Source organism: Aureitalea sp. L0-47, assembly GCF_026126405.1.
In the GTDB taxonomy this organism is placed as follows: domain Bacteria; phylum Bacteroidota; class Bacteroidia; order Flavobacteriales; family Flavobacteriaceae; genus Pukyongia.
Window position 1 is genome coordinate 1 of the sequence record NZ_JAFMTQ010000006.1, and the last position, 23,573, is coordinate 23,573.

Genomic DNA, 23,573 nt, shown 5'->3' on the forward strand with positions numbered 1-23,573 from the left:
TGACACCGTACACCGGACAAAATAATAGTTGATTCGTTTATTTGTTGATTTGTTTATTCGAAACCATCAACTTCAGACTTCCGACTTCCGACTTCGGACTTCTGACTTCCGACTTCCGACTTCCAACAAGAAACCCTATCTTTGCATCTTTAATTCAACCAGCTATGTCCACTCGATCATTACAAGCTATTTCCCCTATTGACGGTCGTTACGCGTCCAAGACGAAAGCACTCGTGCCCTTCTTTTCTGAAGAAGCGCTCATCAAGTACAGGGTGCAGGTGGAGATAGAGTATTTTATCGCATTGGTCGAGTTGCCGCTGCCGCAGTTGTCCGACTTCGACACCTCCCTTTTCGATAAACTGAGAAATCTTTATTCTGAATTCTCTTCGGAAGATGCGCAGCGTATCAAGGACACCGAAAAAGTAACCAATCACGATGTAAAAGCGGTTGAATATTTCATCAAGGAAGAATTCGACGCGCTCGGACTTCAGAAATACAAGGAATTCATTCATTTCGGATTAACCTCTCAGGACATTAACAACACGGCCGTTCCGCTTTCGCTAAAAGATGCCATGAACGAGGTGTACGTTCCCGGTTTCTTCGAAGTAAAAGATAAACTGAAAGATTTAGCAACAGAATGGAAGGATGTGCCTATGCTGGCGCGCACCCACGGACAGCCCGCTTCCCCTACCCGACTCGGGAAAGAGATCGAGGTTTTCGTGGTTCGGCTGGAAGAGCAATTCGACCTGCTAAACGATATCAAGAGCGCCGCTAAGTTTGGAGGTGCCACAGGGAATTTCAATGCGCACAAAGTAGCCTACCCTGATATCGAATGGAAAGCCTTCGGAACACAATTCGTTCAGGAGAAATTAGGACTACATCATTCGTTCCCAACTACACAGATAGAGCATTACGACCATATGGCCGCGCTGTTCGACTGCCTGAAACGGATCAATACCATCCTCATCGACCTCGACAGGGATATCTGGACCTATGTGTCTATGGATTATTTCAAGCAGAAGATCAAGAAGGGTGAGATCGGTTCTTCGGCCATGCCACATAAAGTAAATCCCATCGACTTCGAGAACAGCGAAGGGAATTTAGGTATTGCCAATGCAGTCTTTGAACACCTTTCCGCAAAATTACCTATTAGTCGACTTCAACGAGACCTTACCGATAGCACAGTGTTGAGAAATATCGGGGTACCTATGGGGCATACGGTTATAGGGTTTCAGTCTATAATGAAAGGACTCAATAAATTACTTCTGAATGAAGCTAAGCTTCGGGAAGACCTGGAAAACAACTGGGCGGTAGCTGCAGAGGCCATTCAAACGATCCTGAGACGAGAAGGCTATCCGAATCCATACGAAGCTTTAAAGAGCCTTACAAGGACCAATGAAGCCATTACAAGAGATTCTATTAAGAACTTTATTGAGACTCTGAACGTTTCCGAAGAGATAAAGGAAGAACTTCGACAGATCTCTCCTTCGAATTACACCGGGATATAAAAAAAAGCCCCGGAATTCTCCGGAGCCTATTACATCAGCCTGCTTTGGTATACGCAAAGGTCTCTGGCCGATCATGACCATGTTTGGGGATAGAAAACATAGGTCAAATCAAAAATTGGGGAGTTATATATTTTTGACGCTAATTCAAAGCTATGCGTAAATGACTAAATACGTGGTGGTTAAAAATCTGTTTTCGACCAAAATCAAAAAGGCTCCTCGAAAGGAGCCTAAAAAATCAACCAAATAACTCATTTAGCATGATCTATGGTTGTCTAGGTCTCCTAATTAAGGGGATTATTAACCAGGAGACCCGCCAAAATGTGCCGTGAAACTATGTTTAATTACCAATTAACTTAACACTTGAAAATTGGTTTTCGACCAAAATCAAAAAAGGCTCCTCGAAAGGAGCCTGAATATCGCAACCTAACTCAACTAGTGAGGTCTCTGGCTGAAGGGAACCGTTGATCGCGGGGAATGAACATCAACTGCACCCAATACCACTAATTGCAAATAGCATGCAAAAAGCTTCAAATCAGTAAATTGAAAGTCTGTTTTCGACTAAAAACAAAAAAGGCTCCTCGAAAGGAGCCCTAATATCTGCAACCTAACTCATCTTTGTGAGATCTCTGGTCGAGGGAACCTCTTGATCGCGGGGATATAACATCAAGCGATTCCTGTTTTGTTACTACAATATAAATGCAAAATACTAGCTGTCAATGGCTTGAAAATCCGTTTTCGACCAAAAACAAAAAAAGCTCCACGTGTGAAGCCTTTTTCTTACAAGTTGCAGTACTTAGTCTGCTAATTCCTTCTTTATTTCGTCTGCAATCTCATCACCGTCGGCACTATTATCACTGAACATGTCGCCAATCCCTTTTAGGGCCGATACGTCTAAGTCCCCACTATCTATAGAGTTCATGAGTTTCAGCATCTGTCCCGGCTTCATATCCTCGCCCAACAATCGGAATACTGCAAAGCCGCGTTCCTTGTCACTTGCAAAGATGATCACTTCATCAATGGCATCTTCTTCTCCCAGGTATTTCATCGTCATATTGCTTCCGTTTGAGCTCACCTTTCCAAGAAGTTTGTACTTCTCATTGTCAAGGATCTTCTTAAGCTCAGCGCGTTCGGTATCGTAACTCTCGGCGTTTTCACCTTTTACAGGATAGGCCACCACATTCACTTTCTTGATCGTGTTCAGTATCTCTCTTTGCTCCTCGGTGAAGTCGGCATCGTCACTTTCCAGCAAACTGGTTGCTATGTCTATCTTGAGGTACTTATCGTCGTCCTGCTTATCTACAAGATACTGTTGCAAGGATGATCCATCGTTGCAGCTCACCAATGCTATGGCTGCCAGAGAAATTCCAACTATAAATTTTACTAAGCTCATATTACTGCTTGTTTTCTATATTCTTTAGTTCGTCACTACCAGGCACGTTAAGGTCCTTGGTAAGTTTAGAGATCTTCTTCAGGTCTATGTTTCCTGTAATACTCATGATCATGGTTCCTTCTTTTCCGTCAATATCTCCATCCATGAACATTAATAGCTCACTAACAAAGCTGGAACTCTTTCCTTCTTTTGAATAGAATTTGATGTTCTTCCCTTCGTCCTTCACTCGCATAAGCTCGTTGAGACCTGAGGTAGAACCAACGTATTTTGTTACATCTGCTTTCATGCGTGCTGCCACGCCTTTGTCTTCAGTAATAAAAATCTTGATATTATCCAGGTTGTTCACCAGCTCCAGGTATTCTTTTACTTCCGGATCATCACTTTCGAGATCGATCTCGGCCAGGAGTTTGAACATGTTCTTTGTTACCACTACTGATGTGACCATTTTCTCATCTTCGTAAGAATCGAATACCTGAGCAAAGCTCATGAACGGCACCATCAATACTAACATTATTATAACTAACTTTTTCATCATTACTTGTTTTTAAGGTTCTTTACTTTAAGATTCTGTTTTTCGTTTCTGTAAATTGATTGATATGTTTAATATTCGAGGATCCTTTTGCGAATTCGTTTAGGAATGCCACATTTTCAGTTCCCTTATTTAAATTTGAAGAAAGCATCATCATCGCTTCCCTGGTTTGTTGCAAGGCGGCTAAGGCTTCCTCCTCCTCGCTGGAGAGGCCTTGATTAGAAAATACAAAGCTTCCTACCGTGAGGGCCACCAAAAAAGTTGCCGCGATGCTGTACCACCATCTTTTCATTTTTACTCCGCTTTGCGGAAGTGTTACTTCGGAAGTGGAGACCTCCTGCTGCGCCTGTACAAATCCTTTGAACATGGCCGCATAGGGTGCGAGGTGATCTGCAACCTCATCGCTGGTAAAATAGTCTCTCAAGGCTGCTTCCTCCGCCAGGGTGGTATTCCCTTCGAAATAAGCGTCCAATAACCTTTCAATTCTAGTTGATTCCATAATTGTATTTTTTAATCATTTGCTCTCTCACCGTTTTACGTGCTCGAGAAAGTGCTACACGAATTGCTGTTTCTTTGATGTCGAGCATTTCCGCGATCTCTGCGAAATCATATTGCTCTACATCTCTTAGCTGAAGGATCATGCGTTGTTGTTCGGGCAGGGTTTCCATGATCTGGAAAACCAATGAGACTCCGTCGTTTGCCTCAACCTGTCGCTCGATGTTGTCGGAATTTTTAAAATTGCTATGAACAATTTTCATGTTTCCGGCTTGTTTCGATTTCAGACGATCCAGGCAATAATTCTTGGTCATCGTCATCGCAAAGGCTTCAGGGTTCTTATAATTTCCCATCTTTTCCTTCCCTTTCCACAATTTCAACATAATCTCCTGAACAGCATCTTCAGCTTCATCACTGGACACAAGCAGTCTCTTAGCAAGCCTGTAAAGCTTATCTTTAAAAGGTAGCACGGTTGTTAAAAACTCCTTTTGTGTCATGTTTTGTTGGTTAGTGAACTCGCAATTGCTATGCCGTTCTTATATCTCGACGAGCCTGTTCCAATTTTGTTACAAATAAGTTGAACTTTCGCAATAATGTCCCTATTTTCGGGTTTTACAAGATAGCCTTTATACCTATTGTTTATGAAAAAGAAAAGTATTCTGCTGCTCTTAGTGATCGCTACCCTGCTTACTTCCTGCTTTAAGGATAATGATGATGAGTTACAACAAGCATCAACTTTTGAGATCCAGGATTTTATTTATCGCGGACTCAATTTCTTCTACCTCTACAAAGCCGACACCCCGGAGCTAGCTAACGACGCCTTTGCTACACAGGCCGACCTCGATGCGTTTCTCAGCACTTTTGGCTCCCCTGAAGACCTTTTTGATTTTCTGAAATCATCCCAGGATCGCTTTAGCTTGCTGGTAGACGACTACATCGCACTGGAAAATTCGCTTTCGGGTGTAACCATGAACAATGGTATGGAATATGGGTTGGTTCGTTACCCTGACGGAAGTGAGAACGTTTTCGGATATGTGCGGTACGTTCTCCCAAATACCGATGCCGAAACCAAGGGCCTGAGCCGCGGAATGATCTTCAACACTGTTGATGGCACCCAGATCACCGATACTAATTTCAACAGCCTCTTCGATCCCGATACCTATACCATTGGTCTGGCTACCTTCGATGGAACCAATATCACACCTACCGGCGACAGCGTTGAGCTAACCAAGATGGAATATACCGAAAACCCTGTCTTTATTGCTAACACCTTCGATATTATGGGGCAGAAGGTAGGATATCTAATGTACAACGCCTTTACCCGTGAATTCGATCCGCAGCTGAACGCGGCATTCGCTCAATTCCAGGCAGATGGTATCACAAACCTCATCCTGGACCTTCGCTATAATGGTGGTGGCTCTGTAGAAACGGCCAGCGATCTTGCCAGTATGATCACAGGGCAGTTTTCAGGTCAAATTTTTTATACTGAAGAATGGAACGCAGACCGACAGGCAGATTATGCCAGTGACGGACTCTTCAATCAAAATATTTCAACAGGTGAAGCCATCAATAGCCTGAACCTAACCGAAGTGTATGTTATCACCACAGGAAGAACAGCTTCCGCCAGTGAGTTGGTCATCAATGGCCTTGACCCATATATCACAGTAAACCAGGTTGGCGGAACTACCACCGGGAAGTTCCAGGCGTCATTTATACTTTACGATGCCCCGGCTCCCGATTTTTCCAGGGCGCAGGCGAATCCGGATCATACCTATGCCATGTTACCTTTGGTTTTCAAAACAGCGAACGCTAATGGTTTTACCGATTTCATAGATGGTCTCCCACCGGATACATTAATGGAAGAAGATTATTCGAATTTGGGAGTTCTGGGTGATACGAGCGAACCCCTTTTAGCGGCAGCTTTGGCGGAAATATTCCCGTCGCCATCGCCAATAATTCCGCACCATTCAGATCTTGAGGAGATCTCCGATAGTAAGGCTTCTTCTCCACTATACCAGGTGATGGTAGCTGAAAAGTGAACCGTATATTGAACAGCTTCTGTTCGTAGGTCCCATAAATTATCTTCGATTTCCAAACGCACGCCGTTAAAAACTATTATTTTTGGGTATGCGTATATTCACTGTAGTCGTTTTTTGCCTTTCACTTCTTTCGTGTAAAGACATTCAGAAATCACCCTCCCTCGTTGACGAAGTTGCAAAAAAAGATCCTATTGAAATACAGTATGCCGAAGGCTTCTCGATTCATGAGGCCGATAATTATATAACACTCACCGTTAAAAATCCCTGGCCTAGTTCCGATGAATCATTTACCTACGAATTGAAGAAAAAAGGGCTGACCCCGGAGGAAGATTCTATTACCGGCAGGCCGTGGCATGACCCGGGCTTTCATAAAATATTAAAATACCCCGTGGAATCAATAGTAGTGACTTCAACTACCCATATCCCGTCTCTCGATATGCTGGATGTAACCGATAAACTCGTGGGCTTCCCTAATCTGAATTATATTTCTTCTGAAAAGGCCCGCACACTTATTTCCGAAGGAAAAATCAAGGAACTGGGACAAAATGAAGCTATCAATACCGAAGTACTCATCGATCTCGAACCCGATGCCGTTATAACCTTCGCAGTGGATGGCACCAATAAAACAGTAGAAAATATTAAGCAGGCAGGGATACCAGTATTGTATAATGCCGACTGGACCGAAAAACATCCACTGGGCAAAGCCGAATGGATCAAGTTCTTCGGTGCTTTGTTCGACAAACAAAAAGAAGCCGACAGTATCTTCAGAGAAATAGAAACCGAATATTTCCGAGTGCTGGAGATCGCCAAAAACGCCAAAATTAAGCCTACCGTTCTAAGTGGAGCAATGTATAAAGATATATGGTATATGCCGCAGGGTGACAGCTGGGCTGCTAAGTTTATTGAGGACGCGAACGGGGATTACCTCTGGAAAGAGACCGAAGGAACAGGAAGCCTTTCCATGAGCCTCGAATCCGTTTTGGAAAAAGGGCAAAACGCCGAATTCTGGATAGGTCCGGGGCAATTCACATCTGTTGAACAATTCGAAGAAGCCCATTCGGTGTACAGTGAATTCCTGGCGCTTCAAAATGGAAACGTATATACCTTTACCTCAAAAAAGGGAGAAACCGGAGGTATCCTCTATTACGAGCTTGCACCAAACCGACCCGACCTGGTACTCAAGGACATTGTGAAGATCCTACACCCTGAACTCCTACCCGATCACGAGTTGTTCTTTTTCAGCAAAGTTGAATAATGGAAACCCGGCAATCCTATAACAAATGGTTTGTAATGCTCCTTGTGGCTCTGCTAGGGTTTTTCCTTCTGAATATTGGTCTCGGATCTGTAAAAATTCCATTATCTGAAGTCATTGCCGCTCTTTTTGGGGGTGATGTTAGTAAGTCTTCCTGGGAGTACATTGTACTCGATTACCGCTTACCTAAAGCGCTAACAGCCATCATGACCGGTAGCGGCCTGGCTGTCGCAGGTTTGCTCATGCAAACGCTTTTTCGTAATCCACTAGCAGGTCCCTTTGTACTTGGCCTCAGCAGTGGTGCAAGTCTGGGAGTTGCCTTACTCATCCTTGGAGCAGGAGTTTTCGGAGGGATGTTAGGCGGTGCGTTGACGAGTCAGTATAGTCTGGTGATCGCCTCGGCCCTGGGAAGTTTCCTGGTGCTCCTGGCAGTATTGGCAGTAACCCTTCGGGTAAAGGACAGCATGGCGATACTCATTATTGGTCTCATGTTCGGTAGTGTTACTGCGGCCGTAGTAGCGGTTCTCAGCTATTTCAGTTCAGCAGAAAAACTACAACAATATATTTTCTGGAGTTTCGGAAGTCTGGGAAACCAGTCCTGGAGCGGCATATTGATCCTTGCTTTGTGCTGTGTTTTGGGTATTGTACTTGCGCTAATGAGCTGTAAATCACTCAATGCATTGCTTCTAGGGGAGAATTACGCGAAAAGTATGGGGTTAAGAATTAAGCAAACCACCTTATTGATCATTCTTGCTACCAGCATACTCGCGGGGGGAATAACTGCCTTTGCCGGCCCCATTGCGTTCATCGGTCTAGCAGTACCGCATCTTACTCGTCAGTTATTTACTACATCGAATCATTTTATTTTGGTACCTGCCGTGATCCTGTGCGGCGCTATACTGATGCTGCTCTGTGATACGGTAGCTCAGTTGCCAATGAGCGAGGAAACATTACCTATCAATGCGATCACTTCCTTGATAGGGGCTCCGGTTGTTATCTGGTTGCTGGTTAGAAAACGAAAATTGCTGTTTTAATGAGTTCAGAAAGAAAAAATACCGCCATTGCAGCAGCCAGGCTAGAAATTGGTTATTTCAGCAGGAAACAAAAACTGCCGATCGCTACTGATATCAATTTCGACATTGCGTCGGGAAAACTCATCGCTTTGGTAGGCGCCAATGGTATAGGAAAATCCACCCTCCTCCGAACCTTGTCCGGGATGCAACCCGCACTCGAAGGGGAGGTAATGATAGAAGGTAAAGCACTTTCCTCCTATTCCACCCTGGAACGCGCTTCCCGACTAAGCGTAGTACTCACGGAGGCCCCGGCATCAAAAAACCTTAACGTACGCGAACTGATCTCCCTTGGACGACAACCTTACACCAATAGTTTTGGAGTACTAACAGATAGGGATAAGGAGGTTATACAGAATGCTATGGATATCACCGACACTGAGGTGCTGGCGAACAGGAAATGCTACGAACTCAGTGACGGGCAGATGCAGCGAGTGGTAATTGCAAGGGCCCTGGCACAGGACACACCGGTGATCATTCTTGATGAGCCCACTACCCATCTGGATCTCTATCATCGGGCGTATATTTTAAAGCTGCTAAAACGACTCACTTCGGAAGAGGGAAAGACCGTGCTTTTTTCAACCCACGAGATCGACCTGGGCATACAGCTGGCCGATGTGATGATCGTTATGGACAAAGACGCCACCTATGTGGACGAACCTTGCAATCTGATAGAAGCCGGAAGATTCGATGCACTTTTCCCTAAGGATAGCATTCAATTTGATGGAAAGAGTGGAAGATTTACCATCAGGAATTAACTATCTTTGAGAAGCATTTCAAAATTCCCACAAGCTTTGATTATTTATGAGTGAAAACTTTCTCATCATCCTAATTGGCCTGATATGTGCCCTGATAGGTGCCTTTATGGGTAATCTCTTCGCACGGCTGAAACAAAAAGCGGAAGCCGGCAAAATGGAAGAACGTTTGGAGCAATCCCAAATACAGCAGGAAAGAATTCACGAACAATTCGAATCCGTGCTGAACGAACGCGAAGATATCCGCAAGGAGAAAGATTTTCTGAATAGCGAACTCGTTAGGCGAAATACCGAGTTCAACAACCTGGAAAAACAAAATAGGGAGCAACGGGAGGAGGTTGAGAAACTGCAGGAAAAGTTCACCAAGGAATTCGAAAACCTCGCCAATAAGATCCTGGACGAGAAATCGTCTAAATTCACCAAACAAAATAAGGAAAACCTCGAGACACTGCTGAATCCGCTTCAGGAGAAAATAAAAACCTTCGAGAAAAAGGTTGAGGACACGAATAAAGAAAGTGTAGGCCGTCACAGTGAATTGAAAGAACAATTAAAACATCTTTCCGAGCTCAACAGGCAGATCAGCAAAGAGGCTGACAACCTAACCAAGGCCCTGAAAGGAGACAGCAAGATGCAAGGAAACTGGGGCGAACTGGTACTTACAAGGATACTAGAGAAGTCGGGACTGGAGAAAGGAAGAGAATACACCATCCAGGACAGCCATATAACCGAAACCGGCAAACGACTTCAAACGGATGTGCTTATTCATTTACCGGATGGTAAGAAGATGATTGTTGACAGTAAGGTATCCCTTGTAGATTTCGAACGCTTTGTTTCCGAAGAAGATGAAGAGATCAAGCAGGGTCATTTAAAAAAGCATATCGCTTCTATCAGGAAACACGTAAATGACCTCAGCGAAAAGCAATACCAGTACTTGATGGACGAGAGCCCGGATACGGTCTTCATGTTTGTCCCTATCGAACCTGCCTTTGCCATTGCAGCAGCTAACGAACCTAATATCTACGAAGATGCCTTCGACAAGCAGGTGGTGATCGTTACACCTTCCACCCTGCTGGCCGCCCTCCGACTGGTGGATAACTTGTGGCAGAATGATCGTCAGACACAAAACGCCTTAGCCATCGCCAAAGAAGCGGGCGCCTTATACGATTCCTTTACAAATCTCACTGATGAATTGATCAAGGTAGGGAAACAGATCGGTACGGTTCAGGGGACCTACGAAAATGCCATGAAAAAACTGACCGGGCGTGGTAACCTGATACGAAGAGTTGAAAAACTTAAGAAATTAGGTGCAAAGGCAAGTAAAACCATTGATGACAAACTGCTGAAGCGGGCAGAAGAAGAATCGGAGGATTAATTCTTGATGATCCTCTTGGTCACAATACCCGATTCGGTAGTGATCTTGGCCAGGTAGACGCCGCTATTCAGTTTTTGTAGGTCCAGTACGGTAGTTTTATTTAGATCTGAAGTGAGTATATTTCTGCCGATCACGTCGAATATCTGGATAGTTCCCTTGTCAATTGGCAACTCGATCTTTAGATTATTCTGAAAAGGATTCGGGCTTACACGAACGGTCTCCTTAAAAAAGTCTTCATTGTCCAGTAAAACTCCAGTAAGATCATCTATAGCAAGTGATCCAGCTATTGCATCACCTTCCCAGCTAACCTCTTCACTGTGAATAATTCTGAATTCAAGAGTGTTTGTGGCAACTTCAATAATTGTAGCTTTTCCACTTACAACCGTAGTTGGATCATAGGTTTCCAGCGAGTAATTATTCCATCCGGAATTGGCAGGAACCGTCAATGGTTCAGTAGTAACCAATATTGTATCATCACTACCCCCTCTGAAACCGAGTCTTAGTTTCAGGTCGAAATTATTATCGTTTTTAACGTTGAAAGTCAATGCGCCGAAAATATTGAACCCACCTCCGTAATTGTCTCCTGTCCAGGTATCTGTTTCGTTCGCGATTGATAACCTGCCGGGAGCTGTCATCATCCCATCGGCAACCTTTTGAAGGTACTTAAAGGCGCCCTCGTCTTCATTAGTAATTCCGGTTTCAGTTCCGTCAATATTGGTCCAACCCTCCAGGGTCCCATCTTCAAAATCGTTAAAGAACTCCTGTGAAGTTATCTCAAGAGAACAAAATACTAATAGGAAAACGAGTAATATTTGCTTCATCCGGACTCTTTTCCTTAAAGTTAGTAAATTTTAGAATACCCTGCTCAAATTAAATCCGAAATAGAAATCTCCATCACTCCAGTCACCTGCACCACGAACAATAAAACCATCATCGAACATAGGCTGGGCGTTGGTAAAATGCATTTGAAACACGTGGCCACCCGTCTCAAGATCCACCCCTATACTCAGCGGGTTCTTAAAATTTGAATTGTCGTTACGGTTAAGATGGATTCCGTAGTCGGCATTGATACTCCAACGAGTGGTTAATTTCAATCTTCCGCCCACACCAACAGCAAACTGGTCGTTCTCTTCATCAAAGGCCAAAGTTTCGTCATTTGGCAGCACCATAAAGCTCCTGGTGGCAAGGTTTTCGTGGATGTAGGTCGGTGCAAGTAGCAGGGAAAGATTTTTCGATACTTTTCTGGATACCAGGATCTGATTGGTGTAGGTGACCCTGTCGCTAAATTCGAAGTTGGTGTAAAGGTCTTCGTCCAGAGCGGTATTTATGGTGATCAGGTTATACCCCACCACGGTAACCGGACTGCCTTCATTTTTTTGCTGAAGAAGACGGTATTTGATATGTCCCCCGTAGGTTTTCTGAAGGGAACTACGCGCAAAGCCTACGTTCAGCCATTCGTTCACTCCATAAATGAATTTCAATTGAGTCACGGCATCGTCAAGTCCGAAGAGATCATCAAAGCCATTTTTCACGGTTCCGAAACGGTGTGATACGATGAAATAGAAATCTTTCTTATGAGCGAGTTTGGTGGATTCGAAGTTAACCACCTTCAAACCTTTGAAGGCAGCATCAACAGCATTGTCATCTGTGACTTCACTTTCAAGTTCTCCGAGGAGGTCGTCCTGGGCAATTGCAAAAATGGGCAAAAAAAGGAATAGTAAGGTTAATATTGTTTTCATGATGTTAGTTGTTTAAAATAGTGCATTGATCCATTTTCACCAGTTCAAACAGATCGTCGTAGCCGATGCATCGGCCTTTGATCTCCACTTCCATTCCTATGGCCATATCGCCAGGAATTTCTGAAAAGCTACCGCTAACCTTGTCGTCAAGAGTAATACTGGTTTCGTTTATTTCTGAAATTTTTCCTTTTACGGTTACTGTAGCGTTTAAAATTTCACTGGAATCTTCCTGTCTGAATATTTCCAGGATAGATTCCGAAGTCAATTCGGCAATGGGCTCTTCAGTAGCGATCTCACGATGATCCTGGTAGAGGTAATTATATCCGATAATCCCTCCTATGATTACAATGGCGAATATTAATAATGCTAACTTCTTCTTCATATTCTTTAATTCTGAAGGTTAAACTTAGCAGCCACATCAACATCTTCAGCAATCTTTTTACTCACAACAGCCGGGATCTTGATATTGAAATCTTCAGGATTTAATTTGAAATTCGTTGTTACCACAATCTTATCTTCTTCTTTCCAGATTTGAACAGGTTCGTTGAGATCACGAGTTTCACCATGAAGAGTGATAGAACCTTTTATGGTGTATTTTGATGGTTTATCCTTCAGATCTTCGATATCGAAATCCGCAATAATTCCCTTGAATACGGCTTTCGGATAGGTTGAGGATTCCATATAGTTTTCGTTGAAATGTTCTTCCATCAGGGCCACTTTGAATCGGAAGCCTTTCACCAGGGCTAGCGCTGCAAACTCTCCGTTTGAGGTGTTCAGGATAGCACTAACATTTTGATGTGTGGCTTTTACTTCTTCGAAGGAGGGCACGGAAGCTTCAAAGGTTATGGTACCGCTCTTAGTCTTTAGCTTTTCCTGGGCATGCAGCGGTCCCAGGATAAGTACCAGAGCACTTATCAGAAAAAATATCTTTTTCATAGCAATTTTTTTAGTTTTCTAGTAGTCCGTCCGCCACCCATTGCATGACGAGGTCAATTGTGGTCTGTGGTAAGCGAGGTCCGCCCAATGGCATCAATCCCTGTTCACCTTCTGCCCTACTGATCCTACCCAGTAAATCCCTGTTCTCAACAGCCGATCTTACATTGTTGTAGGTCACCAATGGCATCGGCGCACCATTTTGAGGTGGATTGGAATGGCATTGCTGACAGTTATTTTCGAATATGGCCCTCACGTCTTCAAATGTGACCAGATCGGCAGGCATCTCCTGTTGTACAGGTTCCAATTCGTCCATGTCCCTTGCGGTACAGCCGTGCAGCATCACGAGCACGACTGCCCACAGGGAAATTGTAATTAATCGGTTCATGTCAGATCTATTGAATGATGACCTTGGTTGTATGTGAAAGGTCTCCTGAAGTAACCGTCAGGAAATACATGCCGGGTTGAAGAGTAGATACATTCAACATGCTGAAATTTCCATCATCCTTTCCTTGCATCACCCGTTGCCCACTCACATTCGCAAGTTCAAACGAATCTATTTTCATGAGGGAAAAGATGGTAAGTTGATCTTTGGCCGGGTTGGGATAGAGTTTCAGGCTCTTTACAAACTTATCCTGAATGGAAAGTACCTCTTCAACAGTAATGGTTCCAAACATATTGGAGTGAACATCACAGCGGTAATCATTGGTTCCCAACTGAGTAAAAGTAAACGAGAATTCTGTTCCCAGGCCTGTTAGTATCCCGCTGTCAAATGCTTGTTGGGCACCTGACTCACTGGTTACACTGTGTGGTAGGGCATCTGTCCATGTCCATCGAACCGTATCGCCGGGAGCAACGGTAGCACTGGCGGCAGCGCCATTAGCACCAACCTCCCAGTTGATGTCGAAAGTGGTTTGTGCGGTTAAAGTAAGTGATACAAATAAGGCTAGGGTGAGTACAATCTTTTTCATAATTTTTTTTTAAAGGTTAAAGTTGTTGTTTGTATATGAAACAATTCAAATTGAAAATTCCCTACCTCAAGACATAAAAAAACTCCGGCAAGCCGGAGTTTTCAGTCACTTAAAATTTAGAAACTATCGCTTAACAAACTTAATTGTTCTAGCGCCTAAATTGTTTGAAAGACGTAAAAAATACAGGCCTTCACTAAGGTTGGATACCTGGATGAACTTAGCGTTCAACTCACCTTCGGTTATCAACTGCCCGGCAATGTTGATAATCTCAAATTTCTCAATTGAATTGGAAGATGCCACATTCAACACATCGGAAACCGGGTTGGGGTATAGAGTTACATCGTTCAAATTAGATTCGGAAACACTTAGAGGTGCTACAGCAGTAATGTTATCCACATGCATGGTTGCCGCAATCGCATCACCATTATAGGATGGAACAGCACTGCTTAGTATTCTAATGTTATCTACACCACCAAGAACAGCCGATGCTGTATCGTTGCCGTCTAGCACAGTAAAATCTGATGGTTGAATAGGAATGGTTATTGTTGTCCATGTTGTCTGGGTTGAAGGCACTGAAACCGAACTGGTTGTGGCCATTTCAGAACTGTCTGGGCCACCTTCCATGGCAACTCTCAAAAGGAGATCGGTAGCACCTGCATTTTTTACATCGAATGATATCTCGAGTACACCTGCACTATTGTAATTACCTGTCCATTCGTCTTCGTCATTTTGGATCACCATCTTACTGCCAGCTCCGCCTCCACCGGCACTAATTTCTTCCAGGAAGTTATCGTCAACCCCGTTAGGACCACCGGTTGGGATATTCGTTGGAGGATTAGGAGATTGGGCACCATTAGACCAACCCTGTGTGGTTCCATCTTCGAAATCGTTTGTAAAGTTTCCGGTAATTTGAGCATTTATATTCAGTGAAAGGCCTAGAACAGCCATCAGCATAAAGATCTTTTTCATAATTGTGTTTTTTAGGGTTAGAATCTTTGTTTGAATATATAACAATTTGTTTTCTAAATATCCTACTAGGTTATTAAAAGAAATATTTTATCTGTAAATAATTGAGTGTGATTCAATTCTAAATTAAAGAATAACGTTGTTTCATCGAATATATCGTCATTTAATCGAAAGTTAAATAGTATAAAGTAATCTTATTCTTACAGGCATTACTTTTGCTTTAATCAAAGTATACCCCCAAATATCTATACTTATGAAATATATACTACTTTATGCACTTATTTTAGCTGCACCTCTGGTTTCGGCTCAGGTTGGAATTGGAACTACCGAACCAATGGAAACACTTCATGTGAATGGAACTGTTCGAATAGAAAGTTTAGCTCCGGACGAATCTACCAAAATTATTGGAGTTGATTTAAAAGGTAATGTTACCGAGGTTGGTGTTGGAGATAATCTTTTGCTTCAAGACGGAACGTTACATTCCAATGGATCAACCAAATACTTTGTCCAGACAATCACAACACCCACAATTTCATCAGGACAGGTATTTCACAATGTGGATCTCGAATTAGAAACAACAAACAAAGATATTGTTGTTTTCCGTTTGACAGGAGCGAATCACAATTACGAATTCTCAGGATTATCAGGCGGAACAGACGGTAAGCATATCATTTTACTAAATACCTCAGCCAACAATTTCAAGATTTCCAATGAAAGTTCAAACTCTAGCCCTGAAAACAGGATAACCACTTTAACGGGTGGATTCGAACAAACTTCAGGTGAAGGGCTTGTTGAACTCGTTTACGATGGAGTGAGTCAGCGTTGGATTATTCTAAGTTTCAGAAATTAAACTTTAATCGTCTGTCACTGATTGCTAACGCGTGAGATACATCTTACGTCTCGAATACAATTCGTAGAACTCATCGTCCTTTAAACTGTCGATAAACAGGATGCTTTCTCCGGTACTCTTCATTTCGGGCCCCAGCTGCTTATTCACGTTCGGGAACTTATTGAAGCTAAACACCGGTTGTTTGATAGCATATCCCTCAAGCTGCGGATTGAATTCGAAATCACTTAATTTCTTATCACCCAGCATCACTTTTGTCGCATAATTCACATAAGGCTCACCATACGCTTTCGCAATGAAAGGTACAGTACGAGAGGCTCTTGGATTCGCCTCGATGATATACACCTGGTCATCCTTAATAGCGAACTGAATATTTATCAATCCTACTGTGTTCAATGCCAACGCTATTTTTTTTGTGTGATCCTTGATCTGCTGCATCACAAACTCACCGAGGTTGAACGGTGGTAAGGTTGCATTGGAGTCACCGGAGTGGATCCCGCAAGGTTCGATATGCTCCATGATCCCGATGATCTGAACGTTTTCCCCGTCGCAAATGGCATCTGCCTCAGCTTCTATGGCACCATCCAGATAGTGATCTAAGAGAAGTTTATTGTTTGGTATTTTCCGAAGTAAATCTACAACGTGTTCTTCCAATTCTTGTTTGTTGATCACGATCTTCATTCCCTGTCCTCCAAGTACGTAGGAAGGACGAATTAATAATGGGAAATCAAGTTTATCGGCAAGTGCTAAAGCTTCGTCTGTTGTTTCGGCCGTTCCGAATCTTGGATAAGGGATATTGTTTTCCTTAAGAAGGGTTGAGAAACTCCCCCTGTCTTCTGCCAGATCCAGTGACTGAAAAGTGGTTCCCATGATCTTAATCCCATAGCGATCCAGCTTCTCAGCAAGTTTAAGCGCCGTTTGTCCTCCAAGCTGAACCACTACACCTTCCGGCTTCTCATGACGGATGATATCGTAGATATGCTCCCAGAATACCGGTTCGAAATAAAGTTTATCGGCCACGTCGAAGTCGGTGGAAACCGTCTCCGGGTTACAATTGATCATAATGGTCTCGTATCCAACTTCACTGGCTGCAAGTACTCCGTGCACGCAGCAATAGTCGAATTCTATTCCCTGTCCGATCCTGTTAGGTCCGGAACCTAATACAATGATCTTCTTCTTGTCGGTTACGATACTGTCGTTTTCGGAATACACTTTCCCGTCCTTGCTCACCATTTCACTTTCAAATGTGGAATAGTAATAAGGCGTTTCCGCTTTAAATTCCGCAGCACAGGTATCTACCAGCTTGTAAACTCTCTGAATATTCAGTTCGTCCCGCTTGTTGTACACCTGGCTCTCGAGGCATTTCAGCATATGGGCGATCTGTCGGTCACCATATCCTTTCTGCTTGGCTTCAAGAAGCAACTCGCGGGGTAGTGTGTCTAACGTATACGTTGAGATCTCTTTTTCCAATTCGTAAAGCTCCTCGTATTGTTTCAGGAACCACATATCGATCTTGGTGATCTCGTGGATTCTGCTTAGTGGTATTCCCAATTGAATAGCGTCGTAAATCACGAATACACGGTCCCAACTAGCGTGAGTGAGCTTATCGATGATCTGGTCGTAGTTGGTATAACTCTTACCATCCGCTCCCAGACCGTTTCTTTTGATCTCCAACGACTGGGTAGCTTTGTGGAGGGCTTCCTGGAAGGAACGCCCGATTCCCATTACTTCTCCTACCGCTTTCATTTGGAGTCCGAGGGTTCTTTCCGAACCTTCGAATTTGTCGAAATTCCAGCGTGGAATCTTAACGATCACGTAGTCCAGTGTAGGCTCAAACAGGGCCGATGTCGATTTTGTGATCTGGTTCTCCAATTCGTCAAGCGTATATCCGATGGCTAATTTGGAAGCCACTTTGGCGATAGGATATCCTGTTGCTTTGGAAGCAAGTGCCGAAGATCGGGATACCCTTGGGTTGATCTCGATGGCGATGATATCCTCTTTTTCATCCGGACTAACGGCGAACTGAACATTACATCCACCTGCAAAATCACCGATACTGCGCATCATCTTTATCGCCATATCTCGCATACGCTGATAGCAGGTATCACTCAATGTCATGGCCGGAGCCACGGTAATGGAATCACCCGTGTGTATCCCCATAGGGTCCATATTCTCTATGGCACAAATGATTACTACGTTATCATTCCTATCTCTTAGCAGTTCAAGCTCGTATTCCTTCCATCCCACAAGGGCTTTGTCGATGAGCACCTCGTGAATTGGTGAAGCTTCGAGTCCGCGTGTGAGTAGTTCGGCGAATTCATCCTCATGATGTACAAAAGATGCTCCAGTTCCTCCCAATGTAAAAGAAGGTCTGATTACTACAGGGAATCCATATTCCTGTGCGATCTCTTTACCTTTAAGGAATGAATTGGCGATCTTGGCGGGAGCTACCGGGATACCGATCTTTTTCATTAGGGATTTGAACTGGTCCCTGTCCTCCGTGATATTGATGGCGTCGATATCAACTCCTATTAATTCCACACCGAAATCCTTCCAGATACCCTTTTCATCGGCTTCTATGGCCAGGTTCAGAGCGGTCTGACCTCCCATGGTTGGCAGTACTGCATCGATCTGTGGGTGATCCTTCAGAATTTTAACAATTGACTTGGTGGTTAATGGTAACAGATATACATGATCGGCCATGGAAGGATCCGTCATGATTGTTGCAGGATTTGAATTGATCAGGATTGTTTCTATCCCGTCCTCACGAAGGGACCGTAATGACTGAGATCCAGAGTAATCGAATTCACAGGCCTGACCTATAATAATAGGGCCTGAACCAATAATTAAGATGGATTTTAAGGAGTCGTTTTTGGGCATATTTCTTCTTCTTTTTTGAGCTGGCTAAAAATACGATGTGAGAGGGTATAAAAAAAAGGTGTTGCTATTAAAACAACACCTTTTTATTTATAAGTTATTAACATTACTTCTTGTGACGAGCTTCAGATGAAACAGATAATTTCTTTCGGCCTTTCGCTCTTCTCGACGCCAATACCTTTCTTCCGTTTACAGAAGCCATTCGCTCTCTAAACCCGTGCTTATTTCGTCTCTTTCTCTTCGACGGCTGAAATGTTCTTTTCATTGCTAATTATCTTTGTTCTTCTGAATAATTTTTCTGAATACAGGGCATTCCCTGAAAGTCGGGTGCAAATATACAATCATTTTTTACTTTCACAAACAGACAATGGAAAATATTTAGGATTGTTTTCATACCTTTGGAGCCCTTAAGAGGGCTAATAATGAAGACGATCAAGATTACCTTAATATGTATGCTGGTGGCCGGTTTCAGCTGCCTACATGCCCAACATAAACTCGGTTACAAATTCAAACTTGGCGATGAATATCGCATCTCCCAGAAAGCTATTCAGAATATTACTATGACCATGGGAGGAGAAGTTCACAACCTTACCAATACGCTTGAAGGTATCTTTTCTTTTACCGTTAGTGAGGTTCATGATGATCATTACATAATAGAGACATCGTTCGAGACTATGAAATTCTCAACGACATCGGACATAATGGGTACATTAAATGATGTTGATACTGCCCGGGATGCTAGTGAAACCGATATGGAGGCACAGATCTTTAAAGGCCTTATCAATGTTCCTTTCTATATGACGATGCAGAAAGATGGTCATATTGTAAAGATTGACGGTGTGGATGACCTCCTTGAAAGTATGATCCGAAATGCGGGTATTGAAGACGAGTCTACCAAAGCCATGGTTAAAGAGGGGGTTTCCAAACAGTTTGGTAGTGAATCTCTGTCCAGTAGTATGGAACAATTTACCTACATCTACCCTAGCAACAAAGTGACAACTGCTGACACCTGGCAAAATGAATTCACTGGAGATCTCACAGCTCAGAACACCTGGAGCCTGGATGGCTACAGCAATTCAGAAATAAAGATATCAGGTGCAGCTACAATCCAGTTGAAAGTAACAGACGAATCCATGAACATGGAACTGGAGGGCACTCAGGATAGTTCGGTACTCGCTTACTCAGGAGATGGTTTTATTAATACAGTGGTAATAGAGCAAAGAGCCGAAGGAGTGAGCCGGATGATGGGTGTAGCAGGAGACATTGAAACGAAGATCGACTCGAAAATAACGTATAAAAAACTCTAATAGATGTTTAATAAATATATCAAGTTAGTTCTAGTAGTAATCTGTATAGGCGCAGCGGTCTGGCAGTTCTATGAAACCAATATAGGGAATGGCATCATGTTCATCCTGCTTGCATTGATTTTCGTTTTTCTGTATTTCAAAAACGAAATGATACTTCTTGCCTTTTTACAACTTCGGAAGCAGAATTTTGACGGCGCGAAGAAATGGTTAGACCGAATAAGTAACCCCGAGGCGAACTTGGTTAAGAAGCAACAGGGATACTACAATTATCTGAATGGCCTGATGGTTTCCCAAACCAATATGAATGATGCTGAAAAATTCTTTCGTAAAGCCGAAAAACTAGGCTTATCCATGAGTACCGACATGGCAATGGTAAAACTCAACCTTGCTGGTATTGCGATGACCAAGAACCGAAAGCGTGAAGCCGAGATGCTGCTTTCCGAAGCCAAGAAACTGGATAAGCAGAATATGCTGGATGAACAGATAAAAATGATGAAGCAGCAGATGAAACGCGCCGGTGCACCCAGGCAACAATTCGGACGAGGCGGCCGCAGATCAAAAGGCTTCAGATAGTTAAATCTTAAAATAATTAAGAGTAATTCTCTTAAATTTTGTATTTCATCGATAAAATTTTACTTTTTATCGATATATTAGAGTATTTAGCCGGTAACAAGCTACATTTGCCGATAACCAATCTACGCGTGCCTATGGGTAAAATTTTACTTTTCCTTATCTTATTGGCAAGCACATACACCTTCTCTCAGAGCGAGGAGCCCAAGAGGTATTTCTCCGATGCAATAGGAGTAAATATCAAGAACTATAAAAATAGAGCTAAAAGGGCATACCGTCTGAAGGATTACGAGCATGCGCAGTTCCTATTCGATTCCCTGGTGGAAAATGTGATAAGGGATAGCTACATGAATAACTTCAAAGTTCGTAAAGTCTCCGGGAAGAAGATAGATATTTACGATTTTGAGAAGCCTATGTACCTTATTACATCGGCATTTTGGGTTGCAACGAGTTCAGGTGAGATCCCCGCATTGAATACCCTGGCTGATCAATACCACAAACAAGTTGATTTCGTAGTTCTGTTCTGGGGCCCAAGGGAGGCTATCGTTCAATTAAAAAAACTATACAGCAAGAATATCGAATTGATTTATGTGGATGAAATGGAGAACACCAATGACTTCACCATTAAAACAATGAAGCACAGCCTGGGGTTTCCCACTACTTTTATCATTGATGAATCCAAGGTTATTCTGGACGTTCGAAGAAATATGAATCATCATTACGAGAAGGACTACACTACCTCCTATAATGAGCATTTTCAAACTTTTATGAATGGCCTCTCCATTATCCTGAGAAAGGACAATTGAAGATTCTGGCCTCTTGATCCGGAAGTAGTTTATTTCGAGAAAAACAATTTCACTGCTGCCACTACCAGTATCAACGCAAAGATCTTTTTGAGCATTTGCTGGTTTATTGAAACCGCAAATTTCGACCCCAGGTATCCCCCAACCACAAAACAAACTGCAATTACCAGGGCATATTTCCATTCGATAACGTGACCGGCCTTGTGATAGGTATAAGCAGCAACAAAGGTCACCGGTACAGCAAGTACCGCCAGACTCATCCCCTGCGCCTGGTGCTGATCGTAGCCCAGGAGAAGGATCATCAGGGGGATCATTACAACTCCTCCACCTACACCCATAAAACCACTGAGGACTCCGGCAAGTAGTCCTATTACTAATAAAGAAAGTACTGTCGTCATACGCATCTATTCTCCGCTATTATATACCCCTTTTTCCGGTATCTCGATAAAGTATTCTTTCCCCGACGCATTCTTCAAAAAAGTATCTCTAAGCCAGGGATTATGAATCTTCAATATCTTATAATTTATTCCGAATTGCTTGGCGAAATCGGGAAGATCTGTGATTGCCGTATCCACTTTCACTTTATACGTTGGTATAGGCTGGTACAGGTCCTTTTCCTCGAAATTAAATCCGTATTTCTCGGGATTTCCCATGATTTCTTTGAAGGCGAGAATGCGGAAGATATACCGACTGGTTTCATCATTCAGCAACAGGTCGTAATAGTTATTCGTGGATTTTTGCCGGGTTACCTGTTTCTGGATCCCTCCGTTACCCGCATTGTAAGCCGCGGCTGCCATGGTCCACGACCCAAACTTCTTCTTGGATCTCTTAAGGTACTCGGCTGCTACTTCTGTGGCTAGTTCCAGGTTATACCGTTCGTCAACATAGTCGTTTACCTCTAGTCCGTATTCTCTTCCTGTTCCTTTTAGAAAATGCCAGAAACCTGCAGCTCCAGCCGGTGAACGGTTGTTCTGCAAGGCACTTTCGGCCACAGCGAGATATTTAAAGTCGTCCGGCAGGCCATATTTTTCCAGCATGGGTTCGATTATGGGGAAGTACTTATTGGCTCGCTTCATGATGAGAAGACCATTGGATTGCCAATAAGTATTAACCAGTAATTCCCTGTCGAGTCGTTCACGAATATCAGGATTATCCAGAGGGACAGGCTCTCCTGCAAAATCCATAGACTCTGGTATAGGAATCGCGTAAACGTTATAATCGTTTACGGCCTTTTCAATCTTTTTTTCCTCCTTGCTAACAGGTTCCTGCTGAACGGCATTCACACAAAGACTGCTCACCAGAACAACAACAGTTATCAACCCAATTTTTGATAATATACTCATGACAATAAATTTTAATAAAGATAGTAAATGCGGAAATCGAAAATGGAAGATACCCCGACTTATTCTTCAATAGCTTTCAACAATTTTTCCGAAACCTGTTTGCCCTTATCCAATAGCATGATATGAGTTCCTCCTTCAAGTACAACGCAATCATTTATATTCTTGATTGGAAAGATAATATCCTTGTCCCCGTGAATATGAATGACTTTTCGATATGGTTCTTTCTGCTGCCAACGCACCATATTCTTGATCGCCCAATCCAGGTATCGCTTGTCTCTCACATGCAGGAAGGTTTGATACAATTTTAGTCGCTTCTTGGATCGCGGTCCTATCGAAAATTTTGTAAGGTCATCTGCACTTAGCATCATCCGGGTAGGCATAAGTTTATACGCACCCGTCTTTCCGGCTAGTTTTAATCTAAGTGGCAACTCTTCCGGGGTTTTTACACTGGAGATTATGATTAATTTCCTGGGCTCAACGAAACGGGCCATCTCCTGGGCAACTACACCACCGAAGGAAACACCTCCAAGTACAATGTTATCGCCTTCGACGCGCGCCGCCATGCGGCGCGCATAATCCTCGATAGATTCATTCTTCTCAGGTATGAGCCATTCGAGGACGTGAAATTCGTACCTGTCTTCAGGAAGAGAAATATTCTTGAAGATCTCCTTCCCCGCTGCCATTCCGGGGACAAAATACACCTTCGTTTTTTGTTCAGACATAGTGCTTTAACAACTAGCTAACGATTTGCCAAACGATTTTTCGTAACTTTGCATCACAAAGATACTTTATCAGTACTAATTGGGG

26 protein-coding genes are annotated in these 23,573 nt (G+C 43.2%); 10 read left to right on the plus strand and 16 right to left on the minus strand.

Annotation, left to right across the window (positions count from 1 at the left end):
* Nucleotides 1–164: 164 nt before the first annotated feature.
* Nucleotides 165–1,508, plus strand: a complete 1,344-nt coding sequence (purB, locus tag J1N09_RS07570) for an adenylosuccinate lyase (RefSeq protein ID WP_265199421.1) — start codon at nucleotides 165–167, stop codon at nucleotides 1,506–1,508.
* A gap of 793 nt (nucleotides 1,509–2,301) precedes the next feature.
* Here the strand turns inward: purB and J1N09_RS07575 are convergent.
* Genes J1N09_RS07575 through J1N09_RS07590 form a run of 4 tightly spaced genes read right to left on the minus strand, consistent with a single transcriptional unit; the run spans nucleotide 2,302 to nucleotide 4,419 of the window.
* Complete coding sequence (locus tag J1N09_RS07575; RefSeq protein WP_265199423.1) at nucleotides 2,302–2,898, minus strand: DUF4252 domain-containing protein; 597 nt, start codon at nucleotides 2,896–2,898, stop codon at nucleotides 2,302–2,304.
* A 1-nt stretch (nucleotide 2,899) separates the two neighbouring features.
* Nucleotides 2,900–3,433 carry a DUF4252 domain-containing protein gene (locus J1N09_RS07580; protein ID WP_265199425.1) on the minus strand — a complete coding sequence of 178 codons (534 nt, stop codon included), beginning with the start codon at nucleotides 3,431–3,433 and terminating at the stop codon, nucleotides 2,900–2,902.
* Between the two features lie 19 nt (nucleotides 3,434–3,452).
* On the minus strand, nucleotides 3,453–3,926 hold the full coding sequence (locus tag J1N09_RS07585) for a hypothetical protein (protein WP_265199427.1): 474 nt from the start codon (nucleotides 3,924–3,926) through the stop codon (nucleotides 3,453–3,455).
* Nucleotides 3,913–4,419 carry an RNA polymerase sigma factor gene (locus J1N09_RS07590; RefSeq protein WP_265199429.1) on the minus strand — a complete coding sequence of 169 codons (507 nt, stop codon included), beginning with the start codon at nucleotides 4,417–4,419 and terminating at the stop codon, nucleotides 3,913–3,915. The genes J1N09_RS07585 and J1N09_RS07590 overlap by 14 nt, the downstream gene beginning before the upstream one ends.
* Nucleotides 4,420–4,563: 144 nt before the next feature.
* On the opposite strand from J1N09_RS07590, the gene J1N09_RS07595 reads away from it, so the two are divergent.
* The 5 genes from J1N09_RS07595 (at nucleotide 4,564) to rmuC (ending at nucleotide 10,410) form a co-directional block, all read left to right on the plus strand.
* Nucleotides 4,564–5,961, plus strand: a complete 1,398-nt coding sequence (locus tag J1N09_RS07595; RefSeq protein ID WP_265199430.1) for a S41 family peptidase — start codon at nucleotides 4,564–4,566, stop codon at nucleotides 5,959–5,961.
* 88 nt (nucleotides 5,962–6,049) lie between these two features.
* Nucleotides 6,050–7,216 (plus strand): ABC transporter substrate-binding protein, encoded by a 1,167-nt coding sequence (locus J1N09_RS07600; RefSeq protein ID WP_265199431.1) that lies wholly within the window; start codon nucleotides 6,050–6,052, stop codon nucleotides 7,214–7,216.
* Nucleotides 7,216–8,247: a FecCD family ABC transporter permease gene (locus J1N09_RS07605; RefSeq protein WP_265199433.1), complete on the plus strand. Its 1,032-nt coding sequence runs from the start codon at nucleotides 7,216–7,218 to the stop codon at nucleotides 8,245–8,247. Before J1N09_RS07600 ends, J1N09_RS07605 begins: the two co-directional genes overlap by 1 nt.
* Entirely contained in the window at nucleotides 8,247–9,041 is a 795-nt protein-coding gene (locus J1N09_RS07610) for an ABC transporter ATP-binding protein (protein WP_265199434.1), read from the plus strand. The genes J1N09_RS07605 and J1N09_RS07610 overlap by 1 nt, the downstream gene beginning before the upstream one ends.
* Before the next feature lie 46 nt (nucleotides 9,042–9,087).
* Nucleotides 9,088–10,410: a DNA recombination protein RmuC gene (rmuC, locus tag J1N09_RS07615; RefSeq protein WP_265199435.1), complete on the plus strand. Its 1,323-nt coding sequence runs from the start codon at nucleotides 9,088–9,090 to the stop codon at nucleotides 10,408–10,410.
* Here rmuC and J1N09_RS07620 read toward each other — a convergent pair.
* The 7 genes from J1N09_RS07620 to J1N09_RS07650 all read right to left on the minus strand — a co-directional run bounded on the left by J1N09_RS07620 (nucleotide 10,407) and on the right by J1N09_RS07650 (nucleotide 15,022).
* Nucleotides 10,407–11,231, minus strand: a complete 825-nt coding sequence (locus tag J1N09_RS07620; protein ID WP_265199437.1) for a T9SS type A sorting domain-containing protein — start codon at nucleotides 11,229–11,231, stop codon at nucleotides 10,407–10,409. The genes rmuC and J1N09_RS07620 overlap by 4 nt on opposite strands.
* A gap of 30 nt (nucleotides 11,232–11,261) precedes the next feature.
* Complete coding sequence (locus J1N09_RS07625; RefSeq protein WP_265199439.1) at nucleotides 11,262–12,149, minus strand: DUF5777 family beta-barrel protein; 888 nt, start codon at nucleotides 12,147–12,149, stop codon at nucleotides 11,262–11,264.
* A 4-nt stretch (nucleotides 12,150–12,153) separates the two neighbouring features.
* Nucleotides 12,154–12,531, minus strand: a complete 378-nt coding sequence (locus J1N09_RS07630; protein ID WP_265199441.1) for a hypothetical protein — start codon at nucleotides 12,529–12,531, stop codon at nucleotides 12,154–12,156.
* A gap of 5 nt (nucleotides 12,532–12,536) precedes the next feature.
* Nucleotides 12,537–13,085, minus strand: a complete 549-nt coding sequence (locus tag J1N09_RS07635) for a YceI family protein (RefSeq protein WP_265199442.1) — start codon at nucleotides 13,083–13,085, stop codon at nucleotides 12,537–12,539.
* A 10-nt stretch (nucleotides 13,086–13,095) separates the two neighbouring features.
* Complete coding sequence (locus J1N09_RS07640; protein WP_265199444.1) at nucleotides 13,096–13,470, minus strand: hypothetical protein; 375 nt, start codon at nucleotides 13,468–13,470, stop codon at nucleotides 13,096–13,098.
* Nucleotides 13,471–13,477: 7 nt separating this feature from the next.
* A complete protein-coding gene (locus tag J1N09_RS07645; protein ID WP_265199447.1) occupies nucleotides 13,478–14,053 on the minus strand; it encodes a T9SS type A sorting domain-containing protein in 576 nt (191 codons plus the stop codon).
* 123 nt (nucleotides 14,054–14,176) lie between these two features.
* The gene (locus J1N09_RS07650; protein ID WP_265199449.1) at nucleotides 14,177–15,022 is read right to left on the minus strand and encodes a T9SS type A sorting domain-containing protein; all 846 of its coding nucleotides are present in this window, start codon (nucleotides 15,020–15,022) and stop codon (nucleotides 14,177–14,179) included.
* A gap of 250 nt (nucleotides 15,023–15,272) precedes the next feature.
* Here J1N09_RS07650 and J1N09_RS07655 point away from each other — a divergent pair, with 250 nt between their 5' ends.
* Nucleotides 15,273–15,869, plus strand: a complete 597-nt coding sequence (locus J1N09_RS07655) for a hypothetical protein (RefSeq protein ID WP_265199452.1) — start codon at nucleotides 15,273–15,275, stop codon at nucleotides 15,867–15,869.
* 24 nt (nucleotides 15,870–15,893) lie between these two features.
* On the opposite strand, the gene carB is transcribed toward J1N09_RS07655, so the two are convergent.
* Nucleotides 15,894–18,746 carry a carbamoyl-phosphate synthase large subunit gene (gene carB / locus J1N09_RS07660; RefSeq protein WP_265199454.1) on the minus strand — a complete coding sequence of 951 codons (2,853 nt, stop codon included), beginning with the start codon at nucleotides 18,744–18,746 and terminating at the stop codon, nucleotides 15,894–15,896.
* Between the two features lie 103 nt (nucleotides 18,747–18,849).
* Entirely contained in the window at nucleotides 18,850–19,008 is a 159-nt protein-coding gene (rpmH, locus tag J1N09_RS07665; protein ID WP_265199456.1) for a 50S ribosomal protein L34, read from the minus strand.
* Nucleotides 19,009–19,165: 157 nt separating this feature from the next.
* On the opposite strand from rpmH, the gene J1N09_RS07670 reads away from it, so the two are divergent.
* From J1N09_RS07670 to J1N09_RS07680, 3 genes are all read left to right on the plus strand, one after another.
* Nucleotides 19,166–20,050, plus strand: coding sequence for a DUF6263 family protein (locus J1N09_RS07670; protein WP_265199457.1), 885 nt, complete (start codon nucleotides 19,166–19,168; stop codon nucleotides 20,048–20,050).
* A gap of 3 nt (nucleotides 20,051–20,053) precedes the next feature.
* Nucleotides 20,054–20,623: a DUF2892 domain-containing protein gene (locus tag J1N09_RS07675; protein ID WP_265199459.1), complete on the plus strand. Its 570-nt coding sequence runs from the start codon at nucleotides 20,054–20,056 to the stop codon at nucleotides 20,621–20,623.
* Between the two features lie 134 nt (nucleotides 20,624–20,757).
* Nucleotides 20,758–21,426: a TlpA family protein disulfide reductase gene (locus J1N09_RS07680; protein WP_265199461.1), complete on the plus strand. Its 669-nt coding sequence runs from the start codon at nucleotides 20,758–20,760 to the stop codon at nucleotides 21,424–21,426.
* A gap of 29 nt (nucleotides 21,427–21,455) precedes the next feature.
* On the opposite strand, the gene J1N09_RS07685 is transcribed toward J1N09_RS07680, so the two are convergent.
* The 3 genes from J1N09_RS07685 to J1N09_RS07695 are packed head-to-tail and all read right to left on the minus strand — an operon-like array spanning nucleotide 21,456 to nucleotide 23,488.
* Nucleotides 21,456–21,827, minus strand: a complete 372-nt coding sequence (locus J1N09_RS07685) for a sulfite exporter TauE/SafE family protein (protein ID WP_265199463.1) — start codon at nucleotides 21,825–21,827, stop codon at nucleotides 21,456–21,458.
* Nucleotides 21,828–22,766, minus strand: coding sequence for a lytic transglycosylase domain-containing protein (locus J1N09_RS07690; protein ID WP_265199465.1), 939 nt, complete (start codon nucleotides 22,764–22,766; stop codon nucleotides 21,828–21,830).
* A gap of 59 nt (nucleotides 22,767–22,825) precedes the next feature.
* The gene (locus tag J1N09_RS07695; protein WP_265199467.1) at nucleotides 22,826–23,488 is read right to left on the minus strand and encodes an alpha/beta hydrolase; all 663 of its coding nucleotides are present in this window, start codon (nucleotides 23,486–23,488) and stop codon (nucleotides 22,826–22,828) included.
* Nucleotides 23,489–23,573: the final 85 nt, after the last annotated feature.

Coding starts and splice junctions, on each gene's coding strand:
- J1N09_RS07630 (WP_265199441.1), bottom strand. CDS start 12,531: ATGAAGAAGAAGTTAGCATTATTAATATTCGCCATTGTAATCATAGGA.
- J1N09_RS07670 (WP_265199457.1), top strand. CDS start 19,166: ATGAAGACGATCAAGATTACCTTAATATGTATGCTGGTGGCCGGTTTC.
- rpmH (WP_265199456.1), bottom strand. CDS start 19,008: ATGAAAAGAACATTTCAGCCGTCGAAGAGAAAGAGACGAAATAAGCAC.
- J1N09_RS07685 (WP_265199463.1), bottom strand. CDS start 21,827: ATGCGTATGACGACAGTACTTTCTTTATTAGTAATAGGACTACTTGCC.
- J1N09_RS07620 (WP_265199437.1), bottom strand. CDS start 11,231: ATGAAGCAAATATTACTCGTTTTCCTATTAGTATTTTGTTCTCTTGAG.
- J1N09_RS07690 (WP_265199465.1), bottom strand. CDS start 22,766: ATGAGTATATTATCAAAAATTGGGTTGATAACTGTTGTTGTTCTGGTG.
- rmuC (WP_265199435.1), top strand. CDS start 9,088: ATGAGTGAAAACTTTCTCATCATCCTAATTGGCCTGATATGTGCCCTG.
- J1N09_RS07655 (WP_265199452.1), top strand. CDS start 15,273: ATGAAATATATACTACTTTATGCACTTATTTTAGCTGCACCTCTGGTT.
- J1N09_RS07580 (WP_265199425.1), bottom strand. CDS start 3,433: ATGATGAAAAAGTTAGTTATAATAATGTTAGTATTGATGGTGCCGTTC.
- purB (WP_265199421.1), top strand. CDS start 165: ATGTCCACTCGATCATTACAAGCTATTTCCCCTATTGACGGTCGTTAC.
- J1N09_RS07650 (WP_265199449.1), bottom strand. CDS start 15,022: ATGAAAAAGATCTTTATGCTGATGGCTGTTCTAGGCCTTTCACTGAAT.
- J1N09_RS07610 (WP_265199434.1), top strand. CDS start 8,247: ATGAGTTCAGAAAGAAAAAATACCGCCATTGCAGCAGCCAGGCTAGAA.
- J1N09_RS07645 (WP_265199447.1), bottom strand. CDS start 14,053: ATGAAAAAGATTGTACTCACCCTAGCCTTATTTGTATCACTTACTTTA.
- J1N09_RS07605 (WP_265199433.1), top strand. CDS start 7,216: ATGGAAACCCGGCAATCCTATAACAAATGGTTTGTAATGCTCCTTGTG.
- J1N09_RS07575 (WP_265199423.1), bottom strand. CDS start 2,898: ATGAGCTTAGTAAAATTTATAGTTGGAATTTCTCTGGCAGCCATAGCA.
- J1N09_RS07595 (WP_265199430.1), top strand. CDS start 4,564: ATGAAAAAGAAAAGTATTCTGCTGCTCTTAGTGATCGCTACCCTGCTT.
- J1N09_RS07635 (WP_265199442.1), bottom strand. CDS start 13,085: ATGAAAAAGATATTTTTTCTGATAAGTGCTCTGGTACTTATCCTGGGA.
- J1N09_RS07600 (WP_265199431.1), top strand. CDS start 6,050: ATGCGTATATTCACTGTAGTCGTTTTTTGCCTTTCACTTCTTTCGTGT.
- J1N09_RS07590 (WP_265199429.1), bottom strand. CDS start 4,419: ATGACACAAAAGGAGTTTTTAACAACCGTGCTACCTTTTAAAGATAAG.
- J1N09_RS07625 (WP_265199439.1), bottom strand. CDS start 12,149: ATGAAAACAATATTAACCTTACTATTCCTTTTTTTGCCCATTTTTGCA.
- J1N09_RS07640 (WP_265199444.1), bottom strand. CDS start 13,470: ATGAACCGATTAATTACAATTTCCCTGTGGGCAGTCGTGCTCGTGATG.
- J1N09_RS07695 (WP_265199467.1), bottom strand. CDS start 23,488: ATGTCTGAACAAAAAACGAAGGTGTATTTTGTCCCCGGAATGGCAGCG.
- carB (WP_265199454.1), bottom strand. CDS start 18,746: ATGCCCAAAAACGACTCCTTAAAATCCATCTTAATTATTGGTTCAGGC.
- J1N09_RS07680 (WP_265199461.1), top strand. CDS start 20,758: ATGGGTAAAATTTTACTTTTCCTTATCTTATTGGCAAGCACATACACC.
- J1N09_RS07585 (WP_265199427.1), bottom strand. CDS start 3,926: ATGGAATCAACTAGAATTGAAAGGTTATTGGACGCTTATTTCGAAGGG.
- J1N09_RS07675 (WP_265199459.1), top strand. CDS start 20,054: ATGTTTAATAAATATATCAAGTTAGTTCTAGTAGTAATCTGTATAGGC.